At 62.1% G+C, this 17,548-nt stretch carries 17 protein-coding genes; 12 read left to right on the forward strand and 5 right to left on the reverse strand.

The genetic code is table 11. From position 1 onward, the window contains the following. Positions 1 to 243: 243 nt before the first annotated feature. The 7 genes from G4D79_RS29840 (at position 244) to G4D79_RS29870 (ending at position 8,108) form a co-directional block, all read left to right on the forward strand. Complete coding sequence (locus tag G4D79_RS29840; RefSeq protein WP_214514733.1) at positions 244 to 1,122, forward strand: MurR/RpiR family transcriptional regulator; 879 nt, start codon at positions 244 to 246, stop codon at positions 1,120 to 1,122. 27 nt (positions 1,123 to 1,149) lie between these two features. Continuing rightward, complete coding sequence (locus G4D79_RS29845) at positions 1,150 to 3,267, forward strand: PQQ-binding-like beta-propeller repeat protein (protein ID WP_084603745.1); 2,118 nt, start codon at positions 1,150 to 1,152, stop codon at positions 3,265 to 3,267. After that, entirely contained in the window at positions 3,264 to 4,133 is an 870-nt protein-coding gene (locus tag G4D79_RS29850) for a carbohydrate ABC transporter permease (protein WP_045245719.1), read from the forward strand. Before G4D79_RS29845 ends, G4D79_RS29850 begins: the two co-directional genes overlap by 4 nt. A 234-nt stretch (positions 4,134 to 4,367) precedes the next feature. Then, positions 4,368 to 4,988 carry a carbohydrate ABC transporter permease gene (locus G4D79_RS29855; protein ID WP_048809524.1) on the forward strand — a complete coding sequence of 207 codons (621 nt, stop codon included), beginning with the start codon at positions 4,368 to 4,370 and terminating at the stop codon, positions 4,986 to 4,988. An 81-nt stretch (positions 4,989 to 5,069) separates the two neighbouring features. Beyond that, positions 5,070 to 6,359 carry an ABC transporter substrate-binding protein gene (locus tag G4D79_RS29860; protein ID WP_158505496.1) on the forward strand — a complete coding sequence of 430 codons (1,290 nt, stop codon included), beginning with the start codon at positions 5,070 to 5,072 and terminating at the stop codon, positions 6,357 to 6,359. A gap of 20 nt (positions 6,360 to 6,379) precedes the next feature. Continuing rightward, positions 6,380 to 7,453, forward strand: coding sequence for an ABC transporter ATP-binding protein (locus tag G4D79_RS29865; protein ID WP_045245710.1), 1,074 nt, complete (start codon positions 6,380 to 6,382; stop codon positions 7,451 to 7,453). Continuing rightward, entirely contained in the window at positions 7,443 to 8,108 is a 666-nt protein-coding gene (locus tag G4D79_RS29870) for an HAD family phosphatase (RefSeq protein WP_214514734.1), read from the forward strand. Before G4D79_RS29865 ends, G4D79_RS29870 begins: the two co-directional genes overlap by 11 nt. Positions 8,109 to 8,750: 642 nt before the next feature. Here the strand turns inward: G4D79_RS29870 and G4D79_RS29875 are convergent. The 3 genes from G4D79_RS29875 to G4D79_RS29885 all read right to left on the reverse strand — a co-directional run bounded on the left by G4D79_RS29875 (position 8,751) and on the right by G4D79_RS29885 (position 11,044). After that, positions 8,751 to 9,302, reverse strand: coding sequence for a hypothetical protein (locus G4D79_RS29875; protein ID WP_214514735.1), 552 nt, complete (start codon positions 9,300 to 9,302; stop codon positions 8,751 to 8,753). 393 nt (positions 9,303 to 9,695) lie between these two features. After that, complete coding sequence (locus G4D79_RS29880) at positions 9,696 to 10,046, reverse strand: hypothetical protein (protein WP_214514736.1); 351 nt, start codon at positions 10,044 to 10,046, stop codon at positions 9,696 to 9,698. A 581-nt stretch (positions 10,047 to 10,627) separates the two neighbouring features. After that, a complete protein-coding gene (locus G4D79_RS29885) occupies positions 10,628 to 11,044 on the reverse strand; it encodes a DUF732 domain-containing protein (RefSeq protein ID WP_214514737.1) in 417 nt (138 codons plus the stop codon). A gap of 245 nt (positions 11,045 to 11,289) precedes the next feature. Here G4D79_RS29885 and G4D79_RS29890 point away from each other — a divergent pair, with 245 nt between their 5' ends. From G4D79_RS29890 to G4D79_RS29900, 3 genes are all read left to right on the forward strand, one after another. Then, the gene (locus tag G4D79_RS29890) at positions 11,290 to 12,015 is read left to right on the forward strand and encodes a DUF4352 domain-containing protein (RefSeq protein WP_214514738.1); all 726 of its coding nucleotides are present in this window, start codon (positions 11,290 to 11,292) and stop codon (positions 12,013 to 12,015) included. Between the two features lie 180 nt (positions 12,016 to 12,195). Continuing rightward, positions 12,196 to 12,810, forward strand: a complete 615-nt coding sequence (locus G4D79_RS29895) for a hypothetical protein (protein ID WP_250888052.1) — start codon at positions 12,196 to 12,198, stop codon at positions 12,808 to 12,810. Between the two features lie 289 nt (positions 12,811 to 13,099). Beyond that, the gene (locus tag G4D79_RS29900) at positions 13,100 to 13,333 is read left to right on the forward strand and encodes a hypothetical protein (RefSeq protein ID WP_214514739.1); all 234 of its coding nucleotides are present in this window, start codon (positions 13,100 to 13,102) and stop codon (positions 13,331 to 13,333) included. Between the two features lie 621 nt (positions 13,334 to 13,954). Here the strand turns inward: G4D79_RS29900 and istB are convergent. Together istB and istA are read right to left on the reverse strand one after the other, a co-directional pair. After that, positions 13,955 to 14,746, reverse strand: coding sequence for an IS21-like element IS1415 family helper ATPase IstB (gene istB, locus G4D79_RS29905; RefSeq protein WP_003944771.1), 792 nt, complete (start codon positions 14,744 to 14,746; stop codon positions 13,955 to 13,957). Next, positions 14,746 to 16,287, reverse strand: coding sequence for an IS21-like element IS1415 family transposase (gene istA / locus G4D79_RS29910; protein WP_030538069.1), 1,542 nt, complete (start codon positions 16,285 to 16,287; stop codon positions 14,746 to 14,748). Before istA ends, istB begins: the two co-directional genes overlap by 1 nt. Before the next feature lie 269 nt (positions 16,288 to 16,556). On the opposite strand from istA, the gene G4D79_RS29915 reads away from it, so the two are divergent. Both G4D79_RS29915 and G4D79_RS29920 read left to right on the forward strand, forming a co-directional pair. Then, complete coding sequence (locus tag G4D79_RS29915; RefSeq protein WP_214514740.1) at positions 16,557 to 16,991, forward strand: ATP-binding protein; 435 nt, start codon at positions 16,557 to 16,559, stop codon at positions 16,989 to 16,991. A gap of 229 nt (positions 16,992 to 17,220) precedes the next feature. Beyond that, positions 17,221 to 17,466 (forward strand): hypothetical protein, encoded by a 246-nt coding sequence (locus tag G4D79_RS29920; protein ID WP_214514741.1) that lies wholly within the window; start codon positions 17,221 to 17,223, stop codon positions 17,464 to 17,466. Positions 17,467 to 17,548: the final 82 nt, after the last annotated feature.

The raw sequence follows: 17,548 nt of genomic DNA on the forward strand, positions 1-17,548 counted from the left end.
TGTTGGGCGTGGCTGCGTTTTCGGAGCCCAGGACGGCTGCCTGGCCCCTCGGTACGGTGATCTTCACGGCCGGGTGACCAAAGATTTTGAATGTTCCTGCGCGACTACTGGCAACTCTGCGTTGGGATGATCAGAGGGGTGTCTCTGGAGTTTCTTTCCATGAACAGCGAGTATCTGGAAAGTTCATCCGCCGTTTGATTGGGTGTCACTGACCGGTCACGCGCGATTCTTAGCGTGAGCACCATGAATAGACAGCCTGAGACAGTGTCGAGGCTCTGGCGCTCTGATGAGCAGCCGATCCTCGAGCAGATCCGTCGCGATTCGGCTGCGTTTTCGCCATCCGAGGCGCAGATCGCGCGAGTGGTGCGTGCTGACCCTCATTCGGTTATGACCTATTCGGTGACCGAACTGGCTCAGGTCTCTAGCACGTCCGTCGGCTCGGTAGTGCGGTTCTGCCAGCGCTTCGGCCTGCACGGATTTCAGGAATTCAAGCTGCTTCTCTCCCGCGAGACCGTCCTTCCCCAGCGCCCGGCCGCGACACACGACGACGATCCGGTTACCGCGACCGTGTTGGGGACCTTGCGCGAGAATAGTGCTGCGCTTGAGGATGCTGCGGCGCATCTTGACCCGAGCACAGTCGTAGCTATTGTCACTGCGCTGGTGAAGGCACGTCGCGTGCGCTTCGCCGCGGTGGGCACTTCGGCCCCGCTCGCTTCAGACGCTGCCTACCGTTTCACGACACTTGGGCTCGACGCCGCGTTCACCCCTGACTTCATTGCCCAAGAGGTGATCGCCCGCGGCCTTGATGAGCGCGACGTCTGTTTCGTGATCAGCCACACGGGGTCAACGACGTCGACGCTGGACGTCGCCCGCACGGCCGTCAGGTCAAAGGCGGTCGTTGTCGGAATCACCAGCTTCCTCAGCTCACCGTTGGCTGAGTTCGCTGACCTCTTGCTCGTCGCGGGTAGCTCGGAGACACGCTATCGGGTCGAGGCCATGACTAGTCGAATCGTCCACCTGTCACTGATCGACGCCATTTACAGCGTCCTGGCTATGCAGCTCGAAGGCGCGCCCGAAGCGCGCGCCGCATCCGAGGCAGTCGTTAACTCTCACCGCATCTAACGGCCGAGAGACGCAGAGAGGGAAATTATGCAAGGCACCGTACTAAGTGATGCAGGCTCACCGATGCCAGGAGTCGTCGTCAGCGACGGCTTACGGGTCACTCGCACCGACGAGGATGGGCGATTTCGGATTGACCAGGTCCGCGGACCCGTGTTCATTACCCGGCCGGCTGGATGGCGGGTCGACCGATGGTACGTCGGCGCAAGCGCGATCGACCCGGTATTCACCCTCAGCCCAGCTCCGGTGCAGCTGCCCGTCCGTTTTGCACATCTCACAGACACCCACCTCGGCACGGGAGCCGGCTATCCCCAACCGGCCGAAATCGGGACCGGCGAACGCCTGTCGCAGGCCTTCCGCGAGATCGCCGCGGCTCATCCGGGACTCGAGGCCTTCGTCGTCACGGGAGACCTGACCGACCGTGGTCTGCCCGAAGAATTCGCAGCTTTCGTCGCTGCGACCGCAACGACCGAGTTGGCTGTCTACGCGATCCCGGGAAACCACGACCATCTCGTTCCGGATCCGACGGATCTGGTTAGCCGCAACGGCTATGCCATCCATTCCGGGGAGCCCAGGCATTACGAAGACTACCTGGGGCCCAGGTGGTATTCGTTTGATCTACCTGGCCTCCACGTCGTTGCCGTGGACTGGTTCACGCATGAACTCGGTCTAGACCACGAGACCCAGGACACCTGGCTACGCGCCGACCTTGAGATGCTCGCGACCGGGACTCCGTGGATCATGCTCTGTCACGACCAGCCGTGGCGCTCCATTCTCGACGGGCTGCCCAGTGCCCCGATCGCGACGTTCTCCGGCCACCGGCACACCTCCCGGGTCGTCGCGAGCGGCCCCACGCTGCACGTGAACACCCCTCCGGCCATGTTCGGCGGTGTAGACAACTCTCCGGCCACATATCGCATCGTTGTGTGGGACGGCGAGCGGATCACCACAGGGTCACACCAAACCTATCCTCCACAATCCGACACCCGTTCAGGTTGGGCCCGCACCACACAGGCACTCTGGAGCACATCGACCCCGGCGATTGGACAGCGCACACCTTTCATCGTTGCTGACGGTCGGGTGCTCGTACCGCTCGCGCTCGATGATGAGGCCCGCGGCGCGCTGGCCGCATACGACGCCTGCTCGGGAAAGCCCCTGTGGCAGGCCAGTCTTGACGCTCCGCTGCGTAGCGCGCCCGCGGGTGCCGGGACCGCGGCTATCATCAGCTCGACTGTGTCTGGAACGACGTGGGCGCACGACCCGAGCACGGGTGAGATGTTGTGGCAGCGGCCGACATCGGACCCGCTTCGGCGCTTTGGCTTCTACCCACCGACACTCGTCGACGGACTCGTTTTGGTTGGCGACCAGGCTGCACTCCGAGCCCTCGACCAGAGCACAGGCGAGATCGTGTGGGAGCGATCGGACATCGCCGCGTATCAGATCTTCATCACCCTCAGCGCCCCGGTAGTCGACCGATCGGGAGCGAACGGCAGCCTGACGACGGTGCTCTGGGCGGGGTTTCCCGAGCCGAGCACGCCCGTACGACTTGACCCGAAAACGGGCGAGACGATCGCGAACTCTAACGAGGTGGTGGCTGAAGGCTTGTTCGATGTCTTGACGAGCGGCGCCGGCCTGCCGATACGCACCCCCAGCGTTGACCCTGCAACGGGCGACCTGATCGCCACTGGACTGACGAATGTCTTCCGGCGTTCGGCGTCCGGTTCCGCAATACGCTGGTCGTACCCGACCTCAGTGCCGTGGAACCCTGTCGGGGTCAATCTCGGCAGCCACGGCGTGTTAGTCGTCGACGCCGGCGGCGCTGTCGCGATGCTCGACCCCGTCTCGGGCGAGCAGCTTTGGCGCACGGAAATTGCGGCCGACTCCGACGAGTGCTTCCTGACCTACCGGCGCAGTCCTCATCCGCTCTTCGCCCAGGCGACCACGGTGGGCGACCGGCTGCTGATCCCGGCGCTCGACGGTGACATCGTCACGCTAGACGCGCGCACGGGTGACGAGCTGGGCCGCTTCGCCACCGGAGTTCCGATCCTGGCTCCGCTGGTCGTGCACGACGGCACGGCCGTCGCGCTGCATCGTGACGGTCTTCTCGCGGCCTACCCGCTCGCCACGCTCGCGGGGGAACGCTTGTGAGGGGCATACGAATCGGCGGCTGGGCGCTTGCCCTGCCAGCGCTGATCCTGATCGGGCTCTTTCTGCTACTGCCCGGCGTTCTTGCGCTCGTGGGAAGCCTGTTCCAAATCGACCTCGGCGACCGAACTGTGTGGCGCTGGGCTGGGCTGCAGAACTACACGGCTCTCTTCTCCGACCCCGCGGTTGTCGAGTCGATCTGGAATACCGTGCTGTATTCAGCGATGACGATCATCCCGAGCCTGGTCCTCGGACTGGGCCTGGCCCTTCTGGTTGCCTCGTTTCGGCGGGCCAGGCCACTTCTTCAGGTGCTCCTATTCCTGCCCTTCGCCACCAACATGGTCGCGATGGCCGTGGTGTTCCGCTGGATTTTCGCTAACCGTGGCGGTTTTGTAAACGAGGCACTTGCGCTGGTCGGCCTAGCCCCGATCAACTTTCTTGGTGACTCCAGGTACGCGTTGATCACCGTGGCACTGGTTGGAATCTGGCGGCTGACGTCGTTTGTCATGATTTTCTATTTGGCAGGCTTGACGAGCATCCCGACGGCGCTCTACGAGGCATCCGCCGCCGATGGCCTCGGCCCGTGGTCGACGTTTCGTCGCGTAACACTGCCCCTGCTTCGACCGACGACCGTGTTTGCAACAGTCATGGCCGTTCTGCAGGCGGTGCAGGTGTTCGACACAGTCAACGTCCTCACCGGCGGGGGACCGCTCGGGGCTACGGAAACCATCCTGACCATGACCTGGCGACTCGGCTTTGTCTACTTCGACCTCGGTCAAGCGGCTGCAGTGTCAACACTGCTACTGGTCGTTCTCGTGCTCATTGGCGTGCTTCGCCGTCGAGCCTTCCTCGGAGACAAGGAACTCTAATGCGCACCACACACCGCACCCGACGTTTGATAGGCAGGAGCATTCAGATTGTGGCGGTCACCGTATTCGCCGCGATCTCGGTATTTCCCGTCGTCTGGATGTTTCGCATGTCGGTCTCTCCTGCCGACGAGGCCGTGCTCGATGGCTTGCAGCTGCTTCCCGAATCCCTAGACCTCGGCAACTTCACCCGCGCTTGGGACCAAGCGAACCTGGGCCAAGCCACCTGGCCAAGCCATGCTCAACGGCGCACTCGTCACCCTTGGCATCCTGGCCGCACAGCTCGTGACGGTCATACCCGCGGCATACGCCTTTGCCAAGCTGCGCTTCCGTGGCCGCGATGCTGCCTTCGCGATCGTGCTCGCGTGCCTCCTGATCCCCACCCAGGCCATCGCGCTTCCGCTCTATCTCGGAATCGGCTCGGTGGGGCTCGCAAACACCTTCGCCGCCCTCGTCCTGCCCTTCACAACGAGCGCCATCGGGATCTTCATGCTCAGGCAATACATGGTCACGATCCCCGACGCACTGCTCGAGGCCGCGAAGGCCGACGGCCTCGGCGTGTTCTCCACCCTGCTGCGTGTCGTCGTCCCGACGTCGATGCCATCGATCGCGGCCTTCTCGGTGCTGTCGATTTTTACGCACTGGAACGACTATCTGTGGCCCTTGTTGGTAGCGCGCGACAGCTCGCTCTACACACCTCCTCTCGCACTATCAGTGTTCCAACAGGCCGAGACAGGCACCTCCTACGGCGAACTTGCCGCGGCAGCCCTGCTCGTGACCCTGCCGATAGTGGTGCTGTTCATCGTGGCCCAACGCAAGTTCGTCAGCGGCATAGCCGGCGGCGAACTCCCGGGCTGACGTCCAACGCCTCGCAAATACCTCCCGTTATCCACCTCCTCACCACCTCTTCATTCCTCCGCACAGATTGTGAGTATCCCCATGCCCGTACCCAGAAGAGCTCTCGCCTTTGGCGCTGGCCTCATTGCCTCCACACTCGCCCTGACCGGCTGCTCGGCCGCCCAGGAGACCGCTCCGAGCGCGCAGGTCGACGTCAGCTCCTGCGATCCGAGCGGCGTCACCATTTCCGCCCAATACGCCAGCCAAGGTCAAGCCGCCGCCGAGCTTGGCAAGGAGACGCTGGAGAAGAAGTACTCAGGCCTAACCGTCAACCTCAAGGCTGCTCCCGAGGGCACCAGCTACGACGAACTCACGCAGCAGGTCGTCGCTGACATCGCCGCTGGATCCCGTCCCGACGTGATCATGCTTGGCCTGGACCAACTCAAATTCTGGGTGGAGAAATACAGCCCACAGGCGATTGACACTGATTCGCTCCGCGACAGTTACGACCGGGACTATCTCAGCGTCGGCACGGTCGACGGTACGACTTACGTCGCTCCTTTCCAGATCTCGGTGCCCGTGCTCTACACGAACACCACCCTCGCCGAGTCCGCTGGCATCGACGCACTGCCGACCACCCACTCTGAAGTCCTCGAGGACGCGCGTGCCATCCAGGAAAAGACGGACGTCTCCACCCCGATCCAGATCCCTCGTGACAACATCGCCTGGTGGTTTGTCCAGGCCTTCGTCGGCAGTGGTGGCGGCACGTTCGTAAACAAGGACGGCACCGCGGGCTTCGACAGCGAGGAAGGGCGGGCAGCGCTCAAGATTTATCAGACCATCGGCGACGAAAAGCTCGAAGACCAGGTGAGCTGGCAAGACTCGATCGCCCAGTTCACGCAGGGAAACGTGGCCTACTTCTTTGCCACGCCCGCCGTGGGCGCGAGCGTGGCTGCCAGCATCGGCGACTCGTTCGACTGGACTATCTCGGACATGCCGATCCCTGACGGCGGCACCGCGAAGCTCCCCGCGGGTGGTAACGGCTGGATGGTGCTCTCCGACGATGCCTGCCGGGCTGCGTTCAGCAACGAGCTGATCGGCGCCATGCTCGACCCTGAGGTCATCCTGACGAGCTCGCTGGCCAATAGCTACATCCCGGTCGACACCGAGGCCAAAGCCGAACTGCTCCAGCGCCCCGAGGCCGACGGCCCGCTCGGCTACGCCTGGCGATACGAGGGCACCCCGGTTGCCGGATCTGGCTGGGCTGGCGAAAACCTTGGACGCACCAACCAGTACCTGCAGGACATGGTGCAGTCGATGGTCGACCAGGGCGAAGACGTCAACGACGTCGTTCCCAGCACCGCCGATCGCATCAGCGCACTCACGAAGTAAACAAACAAAGGAGCACGAACATGTCTGCTGAGGTTTCCCTTCGCCATCTAGTCAAACAATTCGGCGGCGTAACCGCGGTCAACGACGTCTCAATCGAGGTCGCCGCCGGTGAATCCCTCGTCATCCTCGGGCCCTCTGGATCGGGGAAGTCCACCCTGCTTCGCATTGTGGCTGGACTCGAGGCGCTTGACTCCGGCGACGTGCTAATCGGAGGGAAACCCCAGCAGAATCTCCCGCCCCACGAACGCGATGTAGCCATCGTCTTCCAGCACTTCGCGCTCTACCCCCACATGAGCGCGCTCGAGAACATCACCCTCGGCCTTCGGCACGGCCTGGGTCTGGATCGTGCCGCGGCGCGTCAGCGAGGTCTGGAGTTCGCGAAGCGGATGGATATCGAGGATCTACTCGACCGTAAACCCCGGCAAATGTCGGGGGGCCAGCGGCAGCGAGTCGCCCTCGCCCGAGCTCTCGCCCGGCAGGCTCGCTTGGTGCTACTCGACGAGCCCCTGTCCGGGCTCGATGCCCAGCTGCACATCGCGCTGCGCCAGGAAATCGCCGATCTGATGCGGACGACGGGGGCGACGTCGATCCACGTCACGCATGACCAGAGCGATGCCATGGCCTTGGCCGACCGGATTGCCGTGATCAACAAGGGATGCTTCGAGCAGATTGGCACGCCCGATGAAATCTATAACGAGCCGGCGACGGTGTTCGTTGCGGGCTTCATAGGGTCTCCTCCGATGAATCTTCTCCCTGGAACGGCAGTCGATGGCGGCTACCGCACTATCTTCGGTGACGTTGAGGAGCGCACCACCGCCCGAGAGGTGAGGGTCGGAGTGCGTCCGGAGCACGTGCGAATCGACAGCACGGGCCGGTACCATGCGACTGCCATTGTGCACACCACTATCTTCGAAGGTTCCACCCGGATCCTGGAGGTCACGGTCGGCGATGTCAGACTCGCAGTCCGTACCGACCAGAGCGTGCGCGTGCGTCGAGGCGACTCCGTGTCGCTGAGCTTCGGCGACGAGGACGCGCAGCTCTTCGACGCTGAGACCGGCCGCCGCATCGAGCGATCGCTATCGCGTGTCCGCTGAGTCCGGAGGCGCCCTGCTCTGGGACCTCGACGGGACCCTGATCGACAGCGAGCAACGATGGGCGGCCGTCTGCTGGGAGATCGCTGAGGAATCGGGTATTAAAGAGTGGAGGCCGTCACCGGTGGATATCTCCGGTCGTGCTATCCCGATGCTGGCAGGCATGCTGAGGGAACGCGGAGCGGCAGGCACGCTAGGCTCGCTCACCTCGGCACTTACTGAACGGATGCGAACCCTGAATCGCCAGGACGGAGTCCTGTGGCGGCCTGGGGCTCTAGAAATGCTCGAGACTGCGCACCAGAATGGCGTCCGGCAGGCTCTGGTGACGATGTCGCTCGAGATGAATGTCATCGACATCCTGGAACAGCTACCACGACCCTATTTCGCTCAAATCGTGACGGCGAACATGGTGACCAGGCACAAGCCAGTCCCCGATCCGTACGTGCTCGCCCTCAAACGGCTGGATCTGCCCACATCCGGCTCGGTCGCCATCGAGGATTCTCCCGCCGGGCTGCGCAGCGCCTGCGATGCGGGTTTGAACGTGATAGCTGTACCCTGCTCTGGCGCGATCGCGCCGAGTGACGACTACCAAATCTGGGAAACGCTTGCCGCGCGCGGCCTGCCCGACCTCGTGGCCGCGGGACTCGCCGTAGGCTGAGTAGCCACAGCGGAAGCAGATTCCAACATCGGCCCTGCTTTGCTCCACCAGTTCCCGTCGTGCTGAAGAGATGCCTGCTCGTAAATCGACCTTCGGTCGTTCATGTCGTTCGAATTCCAAAAGCAGTGTCAGCGTTCGTCTCGAACTAATTTATCAAGATAGATGATTCTCGGCGCTCGACGCGCTCGCCCGCGAATCATCACCGAAAGCCCAATACGCAATGCCCGAAGCCTCATGCACAGCGGACAGACAGCGGCCGAGGTCTTACGCAGCCTCGGAAGATTCAGAGCGACGTTCTATCGCCCGGCGCCTTGGCTGGGACTTCTGCCGGGTTCAGTCGCGGTTGATGACTCCCTGGTAGCCGATGACGCCAAATAGCGATCACAGAACGCCGCCAATTATTGTTCAAGTCCACAGGGGATATAAGTGCTTCACAGAAGCGTCGAATACCGATCCAATTTCGACACGTTCCGGCCACCAGGTCGGTTGGCCAGATATGTCTCAGTCCAGACCGACTTCACCCACCTACCCACCGTGGACTGCTCCGTAATCCGGTCAGGATGAAGGTGAACAAGCCTCCAGACACCACTATTTGTGCTGAAGGCTCACTCTGTGTGCGGTCTTCTCAAATTGAAACCAGAGCTAGCTGGATTCAACCACTGATGTCACCTGGGCCGTCAACACAGCATCGGACGACGGGGTCGAAATCCGTGAGCTCTCGGTGTAGCGCATGTTCGTGCCGGTCAGCGAGAAGTTCCCGATCTCGGGGTCTTCTCCTCCGGTCACTTCGTAGATCACTTTGAAGCTTCGACCTTCAAGATCTCTAGTGACGCCAAGAAAGGTTGGTTCGATCGTGTAAGTCACGTTACATCCTGCCGACCCGAAACACTTCTTCGTCAGGACCGTCGTATCTATACGAAAGTCGGCGGCAGTGATCTGCGTACGTGACGGTGCTTTTGTTGTCGGTGCGGCAGCTCTGCTATCACTAGAGACCGAAACGGTATCTGAACCAGCCACCGCCGGGCTGTTGTCCTGAGATCGACCGAGGAGGTAGCCGCCAGCTCCGACTGCTCCGAAGGCCATGAGCCCGACCAAGACTCCGGCGATGATCCGTGTGCGCCGGATAGACCGCTCTTGCCCTGCCCCATGTCCGTTGACCGTAGCGCCGTCTTTCGGCTGCTGATCGGGCTGCATTCTGATGCCTTCCTCGAAATTGCAAATCGTAAATTACGCAAGTATCCATATCCACGGGATTAGGTTGTTACGTCGCAGTCTGCACAGGTAAGGACCACCCTAAATTCCACAAAGAACTAAGGGTGACCGCGAGATACATTAAGTGCAGAAAAACAGATTAACCACCTGGCCCGGACTTATTCTGCAGTAGCCACACTTGACCTCAACAACCGGCTACTCGGACCCGATCGAGAAACGATCTCGGTTTTCGACTGGCGGTTACGGATTCGGGTTCCTTCCTGATCAACCATCCCCCGACGAGGCAGAGCGCAATCGCTGGGACAATCGGGCCCGGCCGGCACTGGTTGAGAGCGCCGTTTCCACAGTGAATTTTCATCTCGACTGAACTGTCGGCTAGTTCCAGAAGTTGTCTTCGCCGCGGTCCGCGAGATCACCGTGCACGATCATGTACTTGCCGTTCTCGCTGGCGATCACGTCGAACGCTGCGGTCGCGGCCATGCCGTCGACAGCCATCATCACCATCCGACGACGCAGAGCGTTCGCCAGCTCATTGTCTTGACTCTTGAGTATGCCCAGCTGCAGAGCTTCTTTGTCGTCCGTCCACAGAACACCCAGGTGTGAGATCCGCTGCCAACGGCCCTTGCCCTCGGGCAGTCCACCGAAACGTCGACCGACAGTCACGTCCTTCAGGGGGTAGTCGATCAGAAACTTGTTGCTCCGTCGTCGTTGCGGCTGATCATCCATCGTTGCCTCCTCTCGACGGTTCCCAACAGGGGATCTGGAAGCCTGCCTTTTGCGCTCGCCCGCAAGGAAAGACCGGTGACCAGTCCGCGAGCACTCGGTAGACGGCTCACGAGATACCAAACTCGCCAAAGCCGGGCGGGAATATGGCCACAAAGCCACCGAGCAACACACCTTCGAAGAATCAGCATTGTCGGAGGGAAACGCGGTACATCTGCTCGGGGCCGGCACCCGAGCACGTCCGCGGCGAGGCCCTCGACCGGCCAACCCTGGACTGCCACCGCGCCACCGCACCTTGAGGGTCAATGCCGCCCCGCGCAGGACATCCCAAAGCCGAAGACTGAGGTCTTGGTGAGTCTGACAAGGATTGGGCTCCCACTATTGATCCGCGCGGACCAATAGTCAAGGGCCACTTCTGTTTACAAGGAGAGTTTGAAGGGTTTCTCGGTCGTCCGTGAAGTGCCGAAAACGCTCTCACCCGCTTAAAGTTATCCGTGTAAGTCAGCCACTATCCGGGCCAGAGTGCACCATTGCGACAGCCCTGGCGACACCGAGTCCCCCTCGCGTAACGCCCTACGGAAAAGTTAGGCCGCTGGCAACAGAGCGGCGTTCTCCGGGCAATACGCCTCGACGGATGCACGAAGAAACGCTTCTGCTGCAGCTCTCTCTTGCAGCCAGGTTTTTCCTTGCATCTTCGCGAGCTGCATAGACAGCTCAGTCATCTTGTCGAACTTTTGATCGTCGGGGACCGTCATCGACACAAGCGCGTCACAATTGCCGATTGCTGCCGGGATCAACAGTGGTACCTGGTCGGCAGTTGGGTAGATCCCGTAAACCTTCAACTGCGCAGCGAACTTCTCATCCTTGGTCAAAACCTTGGTTGTCGTAGTCGCCGCAGCGGATGTCGTCGTTGATGCAGCCACCTCAACCTCGCCATCATTCCCACATCCTGCGAGAAGTAGCGCGCCAGCACCGAGGACAGCTACGAATGTCTTGTTCATCCGCTATGAATACCAGACCGGTCGGACGGAAAACCACTTACACCACCTCGTACGGTCGAAGGTTGTCCAGACGTGGCGCATCGGCCAGCTCAGCGGAAAGCCCAAATCCGCGTCACCATTCTTTTTCGGGAAACGTAATTTTGCGATCAAAAGAGGTATTTGTCGCATCGCAATGGTAGAACTAGTCGAATTTTAAACCGCAAGGGAGCTGCGAGCGAACTCTGCGAACATAAGAAGAAGGACACATGAATCCCGACCCGAACAACCCAGCTAACAGCAGCGACCCCCAAAATGCGCCGCAGCAGCCGTACGGACAGCAACCCCCGCAGTACGGGATGCCGCAGCAGCCATACGGACAGCAACCCCCGCAGTACGGGATGCCGCAGCAGCCATACGGATCGCCACAGCAACCCCCGAAAAAGAAGCGATGGGGTTTATGGATCATCCTGGCGATCGTTGCATTGTTGTTCGTAGGTTGCGTGGCCGCAGTCGCTGGTGGGGATGACGAGCAGGCGACGGTGGTGGATAACAACGGATCAAGTTCTGCGGATTCCGAAAGTGCAGCCAGCTTGGATTTCCCAGGAAAGTCGAGCAAGGACACCGGCGCCGACGCCGGAGCGACCGTCGATAAAAAGGGCATTCAAATCACCGCTGCACCTCTGGAGTCGGCAGAGCGTTCATATGGTGGTTCCCTTCTGTGCACGAACGTCACCATCGTCAACGGCACTGACAAGCAGCAAAGTTTCAATGGTTACTGGGATTGGAAATTGCAGGACCCCAACGGTGTCTCAAAAGACGCGACGTTCGTCTCTGGCCGCTCCACGCTGGAATCGGGTGAGCTAGCTCCCGGAGGTCGGGTCGCGGGCGACGTTTGTTTCGACGATCCGGCAGCCTCCGGACAGTACGTGGTGCTCATGGAAACACTGCTCTCCTTCGACAGCTCACGCATCGGGTGGATCAACCAGATCTAAAGGCCCCGATACAACCTGGGGCAGGCGAGCGTTTATCGACGCTCACCTGCCCCGGCCCGGTAAACACCACGCCATAGCCCACGGACATAGTCGAAAGCAGCAGCGAGTCCGGGACGAGCCGAACGTGGTGGCGGTGTCGGCAGCGGGTCCGATCCCGCCACCGGCAGCCTTGATTGCGTCATGCTGTCCGCCAAGGGTCAGGTGCCCAGTGCTGACGCGGGCGTAACCGACGAGATGTCCGGTGCAGGTCGCAAAATCTCCGAACACATGACACTGATGGGTGTCAGCCGACGTACCGCGCAGAATGCCTTCACGGATGAGCGTCTCCTTGCATTCGCCCAATCACTGGCGGTCTCGCTCTCCGACGAAGCCCCCGGCGCCGACCTCATCGCTTTCGAACGCAGTATTTCCATGTTGTTTGCCGCCGTCGGACTCACCACCGCAGCACTGGCCGAAGCGTTGAAAGTTGCCCATATCAACCTCGACGACATCGAAGCCGTCACCGGGCTGTCACTGCTCTCGACCCTCGGCATGATCACCGCCGACGCTCGCACCTCCCTCGTTCCCACCCCACGTCCACTGCTCCTGCGCATCGCCCGGTACCTCGATGCGGCCCGCGGCATCCATCCTGCGCGGCGCGAACCTCCCCGACGGACTCGACGAAGCCAACCGCTCCTACTTCGCCGACATCCTCGCCCGGAACGCCGACGGAATCCGCACCCTCGCCAACAGCGACGGCGACGACACCCCGCCACTGTGGCGCACTCTCGACTCACGCTGAGCATCGAGAAGTAGACGGAGCTGCTGCTACGCCCCTCACCGAATCTGCCACTCCGTTGAACGCCGTCGATGCCGTTCCCTCGAAGAGCCCGGCGTCCTTAGCCAACCCTGCGCCGAGGTCGCCGCCGACCGCAGGGCAAGAGCACTCCTCACCCCCGGGGTAACAGCCGATCAGCATTGACGCAGTAGCATTCCTGCTCGTGGTGCGCTGCTTTCCGCCTCGGTTCCAGCGCACCACCCACCCCACGACAGGCAGTCACTTCATCTCTTGTGCCTGCATGATTGACATGTGCAGGAGCTACCCGTGACCTTCCCCGCCAAGCGTCTGACCGCCGCACTCGAACAACTACCCATCAGTGATGACGCCGCCATGTGCCAGCTTCTTCGCACCACCTTGCTCGATCACGCCCAGCATGGTCGCGACATCACCGAACCCACCCTGCTCGGACTGCTCGCCGTCACCAGCGCCCTGGAAGAACGGCTCACCCGACTCGAAGCAACGATCCAACCTGCACCACGCAGGGACCCGCACCCCTGAACAAGCCGATCCCGACGGCGCGGCATTAGCCTCCGCCGGCGGCACCCGCCAGAGCCGTGAAGTGGTGGGCGAAGCACTGACCTAGCTGAAAGACAACCGTAATCCGGTTCGCAGTTCGTCGGCTCCGCGGCTGATGCGGATATCCGGCAGAATTCATCGAGAGTGCGGCGCCCCACACACAGGCATCATGCCGGCTCCGGCCGACGCGATCGTCTCGGTCATGATGTCGCGCCGAACCTTCAGTCGTTCTCTGAAACTGATCACTGCCTCGGCCACCGAGGGCCTCTCACGCGCTGGAGCTGCACCGGTGTCCGGGCGATGCACTGCACGGTGTGATTGTGCCGGTGCATCCTCTTGCAATCAGCTCGGCTCGTCCATCGTCCAACCTGAAATTCTCATGGAATCCGAAGTGACCGCAGTTCTGAGCTGACGGGAAAACGTGCAGACACGAAATCGCTGTCACCCCGACGCGCAGAGGGTCGCCTCGGCGGTCAGCGACATGTGCCCTGTCAATGGCCACGAAGTTCTCCCCGTAGGCGGCCAGTAGTTCTCCCCGCTGGTGGCCACGGGTTCTCCCCGGTGGCGGCCAGTTGTTTTTCCCCACCCGCTTTCTGATTTGGGTTAGCTGAAGGGCTTCACCCCCTTGCCGGTGGTGGCTTCGGTGAGGCGGAAGGAGTCGCCGTCGGTGACGACGACGTGCGCATGGTGCAGGAGCCGGTCAACGGTGGCGGTGGCCAATGTTTTGGGCATGATCTCGTCGAAGCCGGAGGGGTGCAGGTTGCTCGAGACGGCAATCGCTCGGCGTTCGTAGGCAGCGTCGACGAGGCGATAGAATCCTTCGGCGGCGTCTTCAGAGACCGGGAGCAGACCGATGTCGTCGACGATGATCAGGTCGGAGCGGATGATCCTCGTCAGGGCTCGGGCGATGGAGTCGTCGGCACGGTGCCGGCGGACCAGGGCACCGAGGTCTTCGATGGTGAACCAAGACACCGCCAGCCCAGCTTCGACTGCGGCCTGCCCGAGTGCCTCGGTGAAGTGAGACTTGCCAGTTCCCGAAGGCCCACAGACGCAGAAACATTCACGCCGCCCGACCCACTCCAGGGTGCGGAGCGCGTCCTGGGTGGCGCGGGGAATCGACGATTTCGTTTCGTCCCAGTCGCCGAAGGTCTTGCCGGTAGGGAAACCCGCGCGTTTGCGGCGAGTGTGCAGGTTCGCCCGGTCCCGGCCGGCGGCTTCCTCAGCGAGGAGAACCCGCACGACTTCGGCGGGGTCCCAGCGTTGGGCTTTCGCGGTCGGGATGATATCGCTCAAGGACCTGCGGATATGGGGCAGTTTCAGGCGTTTAGTCAGGTCGATCGCCTCGGCCAACGGGTCGCCGTTAGCGCTGGTAACAGTGCGCAAAGGGGTGCTCATCAGGCGTCATCGCTTTCATCGTCAGTAGTGGCTGGGCTGGCCGGCGCTGGTGTCTGGCCGAAGGTGGACCAGGCGGCGGTGCCCGGTTGCAGAGTGTGGTTCTCGCTGCGACGGACCGGATCAGCGTGTTCGTGGGTGACTTGGTAGTCGAGGATCGAGATCAGGTCCCGATCGGCGAACCGGCCGGTCATCGCCGCCGTCCCCAACGCTCTGTCGACTGCGTCCGGGGAGTGCAGCTTCGAAAGGTCCACGGCCTCGGCCATCTTCGCCCTGATGCGGCGCGCTCCCGCGGCGGCAGCCTCGACCAGCCAGCTGTTGGCACCCTGGCCCAACTGTAGGAAGGCGAGCTCGGCGGCGGTACGAGGCTTGGGCACCCGGTCGGCGGCGTCGCGGTCTGGGCGGGGTGGGTAGTGGTCGTTGTCGAGGACCGGTGAACCGGGTTGGCCGCGGCGGTGCCGCGCGACTTCGACTGCACCGCCATCATTGTCGACGGCGGTCACGATCAGCTCCTCACCATGGAAGCGGGCCCAGACCCGAGTGTCGATCAACGTGTGCGGCACCGAATACCGCACCCCTTCCACCGAGATCGTCGACTCCCAGTTCACCCGCCGGGTAGTGCCGAACACCGCGGTGAACGGAGATTTCGGCAGCGGATGCAGCCGCTGCAACTCTTCGGCCAGCCGCTCGACCGGCCGCCGCCGAGTAGAGCTGTGGACGCGGGTGTTGACGTCGGTGCAGAACTGCCGGCAAGCCGACTCGAGCTCACCGAAAGAGTGATACTGCTCGCGCAGGTTCACCTCCTTCGGCAACAGGTCGGCTTTGGCGATCCGCACCGTCGCCTCACTTCCTCCCTTCGACTCCGGATCAGCAGGTAAACACGTCCGCAGCGTCGTGCCGTAATGCCGTGCCACCTCCACGATCTCCGGATTGCGGACCGCGATCCCGGCCACGTGATCGATCGTCGCGGTCTTCTCGTTGTCGGTGAGGACATAGACCGGAACCCCGCCCAAGCGGCGGAATGTCGCATCCAAACACGCCGCCACCGTCGGCAATGTCTTGTCCCAGATCGGGATCACCACCCGAAATCGCGACCACGCCAACCATGCGCAGAACAACGTCGTCTTCCGGCCGGAAATCGTTGGCCCGTCACCGAAGTCGTACTGTAACCACAGCCCAGGTTCGGTTACCCACGGCCGATACACTCGCCGCCGACCAGCCCGAAACTGGGCCTTCGCCTCCGCGACCGTCCGGCGCGTGGTCCGCTCACCGCCGGTGAACCCCAGCGCGACGATCCGTTCGTGGATGACATCCGCGCGGACCTTGCCCTGCGAGCGGACCACCAACTCCTCGATCTTCGGCAGAAAGTCGTCGATCGCCCGCGCTCGATGCCGCCGGCGGTCCGGCGGCTGCCCCGCAGCGCGCATCTGCACATACCGGGCCACCGTGTGGTGATCACACCCAGCCAGCTCCGCCGCCGCCCGATAACTACCCGTGAGGTCGTACGCCTCCAAAATTTCCATGATCTCCCTGCTCGATTTCATCCACCCAGCGTTGCCGGGACCGAATCTGACTCACAGCAGGTGGGGAACTATCTGGCCGTACGCGGGGAGAAACCATGGCCACAAAATGCGCCATAAATGGCCGCCAGTGGGGAGCTTACGATGGCCGTCGACATGCCCTTCTTGCTGAGCTGTGCCCATGTTTGGGGCCTGCACATTCCGGTTAACTGGACGGGGATCAAATTCCTCGTTCGAGGGTGCGATCGCGGACATCGCAGGGGTCGCAACCTTTCTCATGCAACAGGAGCCCCATGCCCATGTGCTTCGAGCAGGCGACCGTCTCACCGACCGCCTCGTCCCTGTCGCTGTCCGTTCCGGCCTCTCCCGACCACCTGTGGGTGCTCCGGTCGATGGTGCGCACAATCGTTTCTCGTCATCCTCTATCGCGAGATTCACTCGATGATCTCGTCCTCGCCGTGGACGAAGCCGCTGCCATTCTCGTCAGTCACGCCCGCAGCGCGAGCGCTGTGGTGTGCGTCGTCGACAGCGGTCCCGACTCACTGCGGGTATACCTGACCGCCACCACCCACTCTCCGGTCGACGCCCTTAGTTCATCGTTCGGATGGTTCGTGCTCGCCGCCCTCGTCGACAACGCCACACTCGACCAAAAACCCGCAGGACCACCCGCGGCGAACGAACTGTCCGTCACTATCAGCGTGGAAAAAGCCTTCACATCAGGCGGGTGAGTCCCTCCGATCACCCGGATCGAGACGCACCGGACCCAACACGTTTCCGGGGCCGTTCCGACGCGCGATCCATTACATCTTTTCATTCACTGTAACGATCGTCGATGTGCTGTCGATAGCTCTAGTATCGATGAGTGGGTAGCGGAGGGGACAAATTGCATGAGTACATGTGTGAGAGGTCGCCGCGGTCTTCGTAGTCGCGTCCGCTCCGAAGCTGAGGTGAACCCCCATGCCTGCAAGTCGTCGTCGCCGCGCTGCTGGTCTCGCAGCGTACCTGGCGCAATTCGCCGGCATCGCCAGAGCCAAGGAGAGACCGAATGATTCCTTGTATGCAGGGCTTTCAACCGACGAACTCCTCCAACGCCATCAGGACTACCTGCAAGCGTTGATCTGGGCGCAGGCGACTGCCTTCTCCGACGACGACGACGCGGCCCTCGATGCGATGAGCCGGCGATACACCTTCCACTCTTCGTAGGGTTCGACCACACCGTTCCGACGGACTACCCGGGACATATTCGAAAGATTCGCGCGCCGTCCCTTCCCTGATGATTCACATG

Source organism: Rhodococcus sp. WY5 (genome assembly GCF_018588185.1).
In the GTDB taxonomy this organism is placed as follows: Bacteria; Actinomycetota; Actinomycetes; order Mycobacteriales; family Mycobacteriaceae; genus Rhodococcus_F; species Rhodococcus_F qingshengii.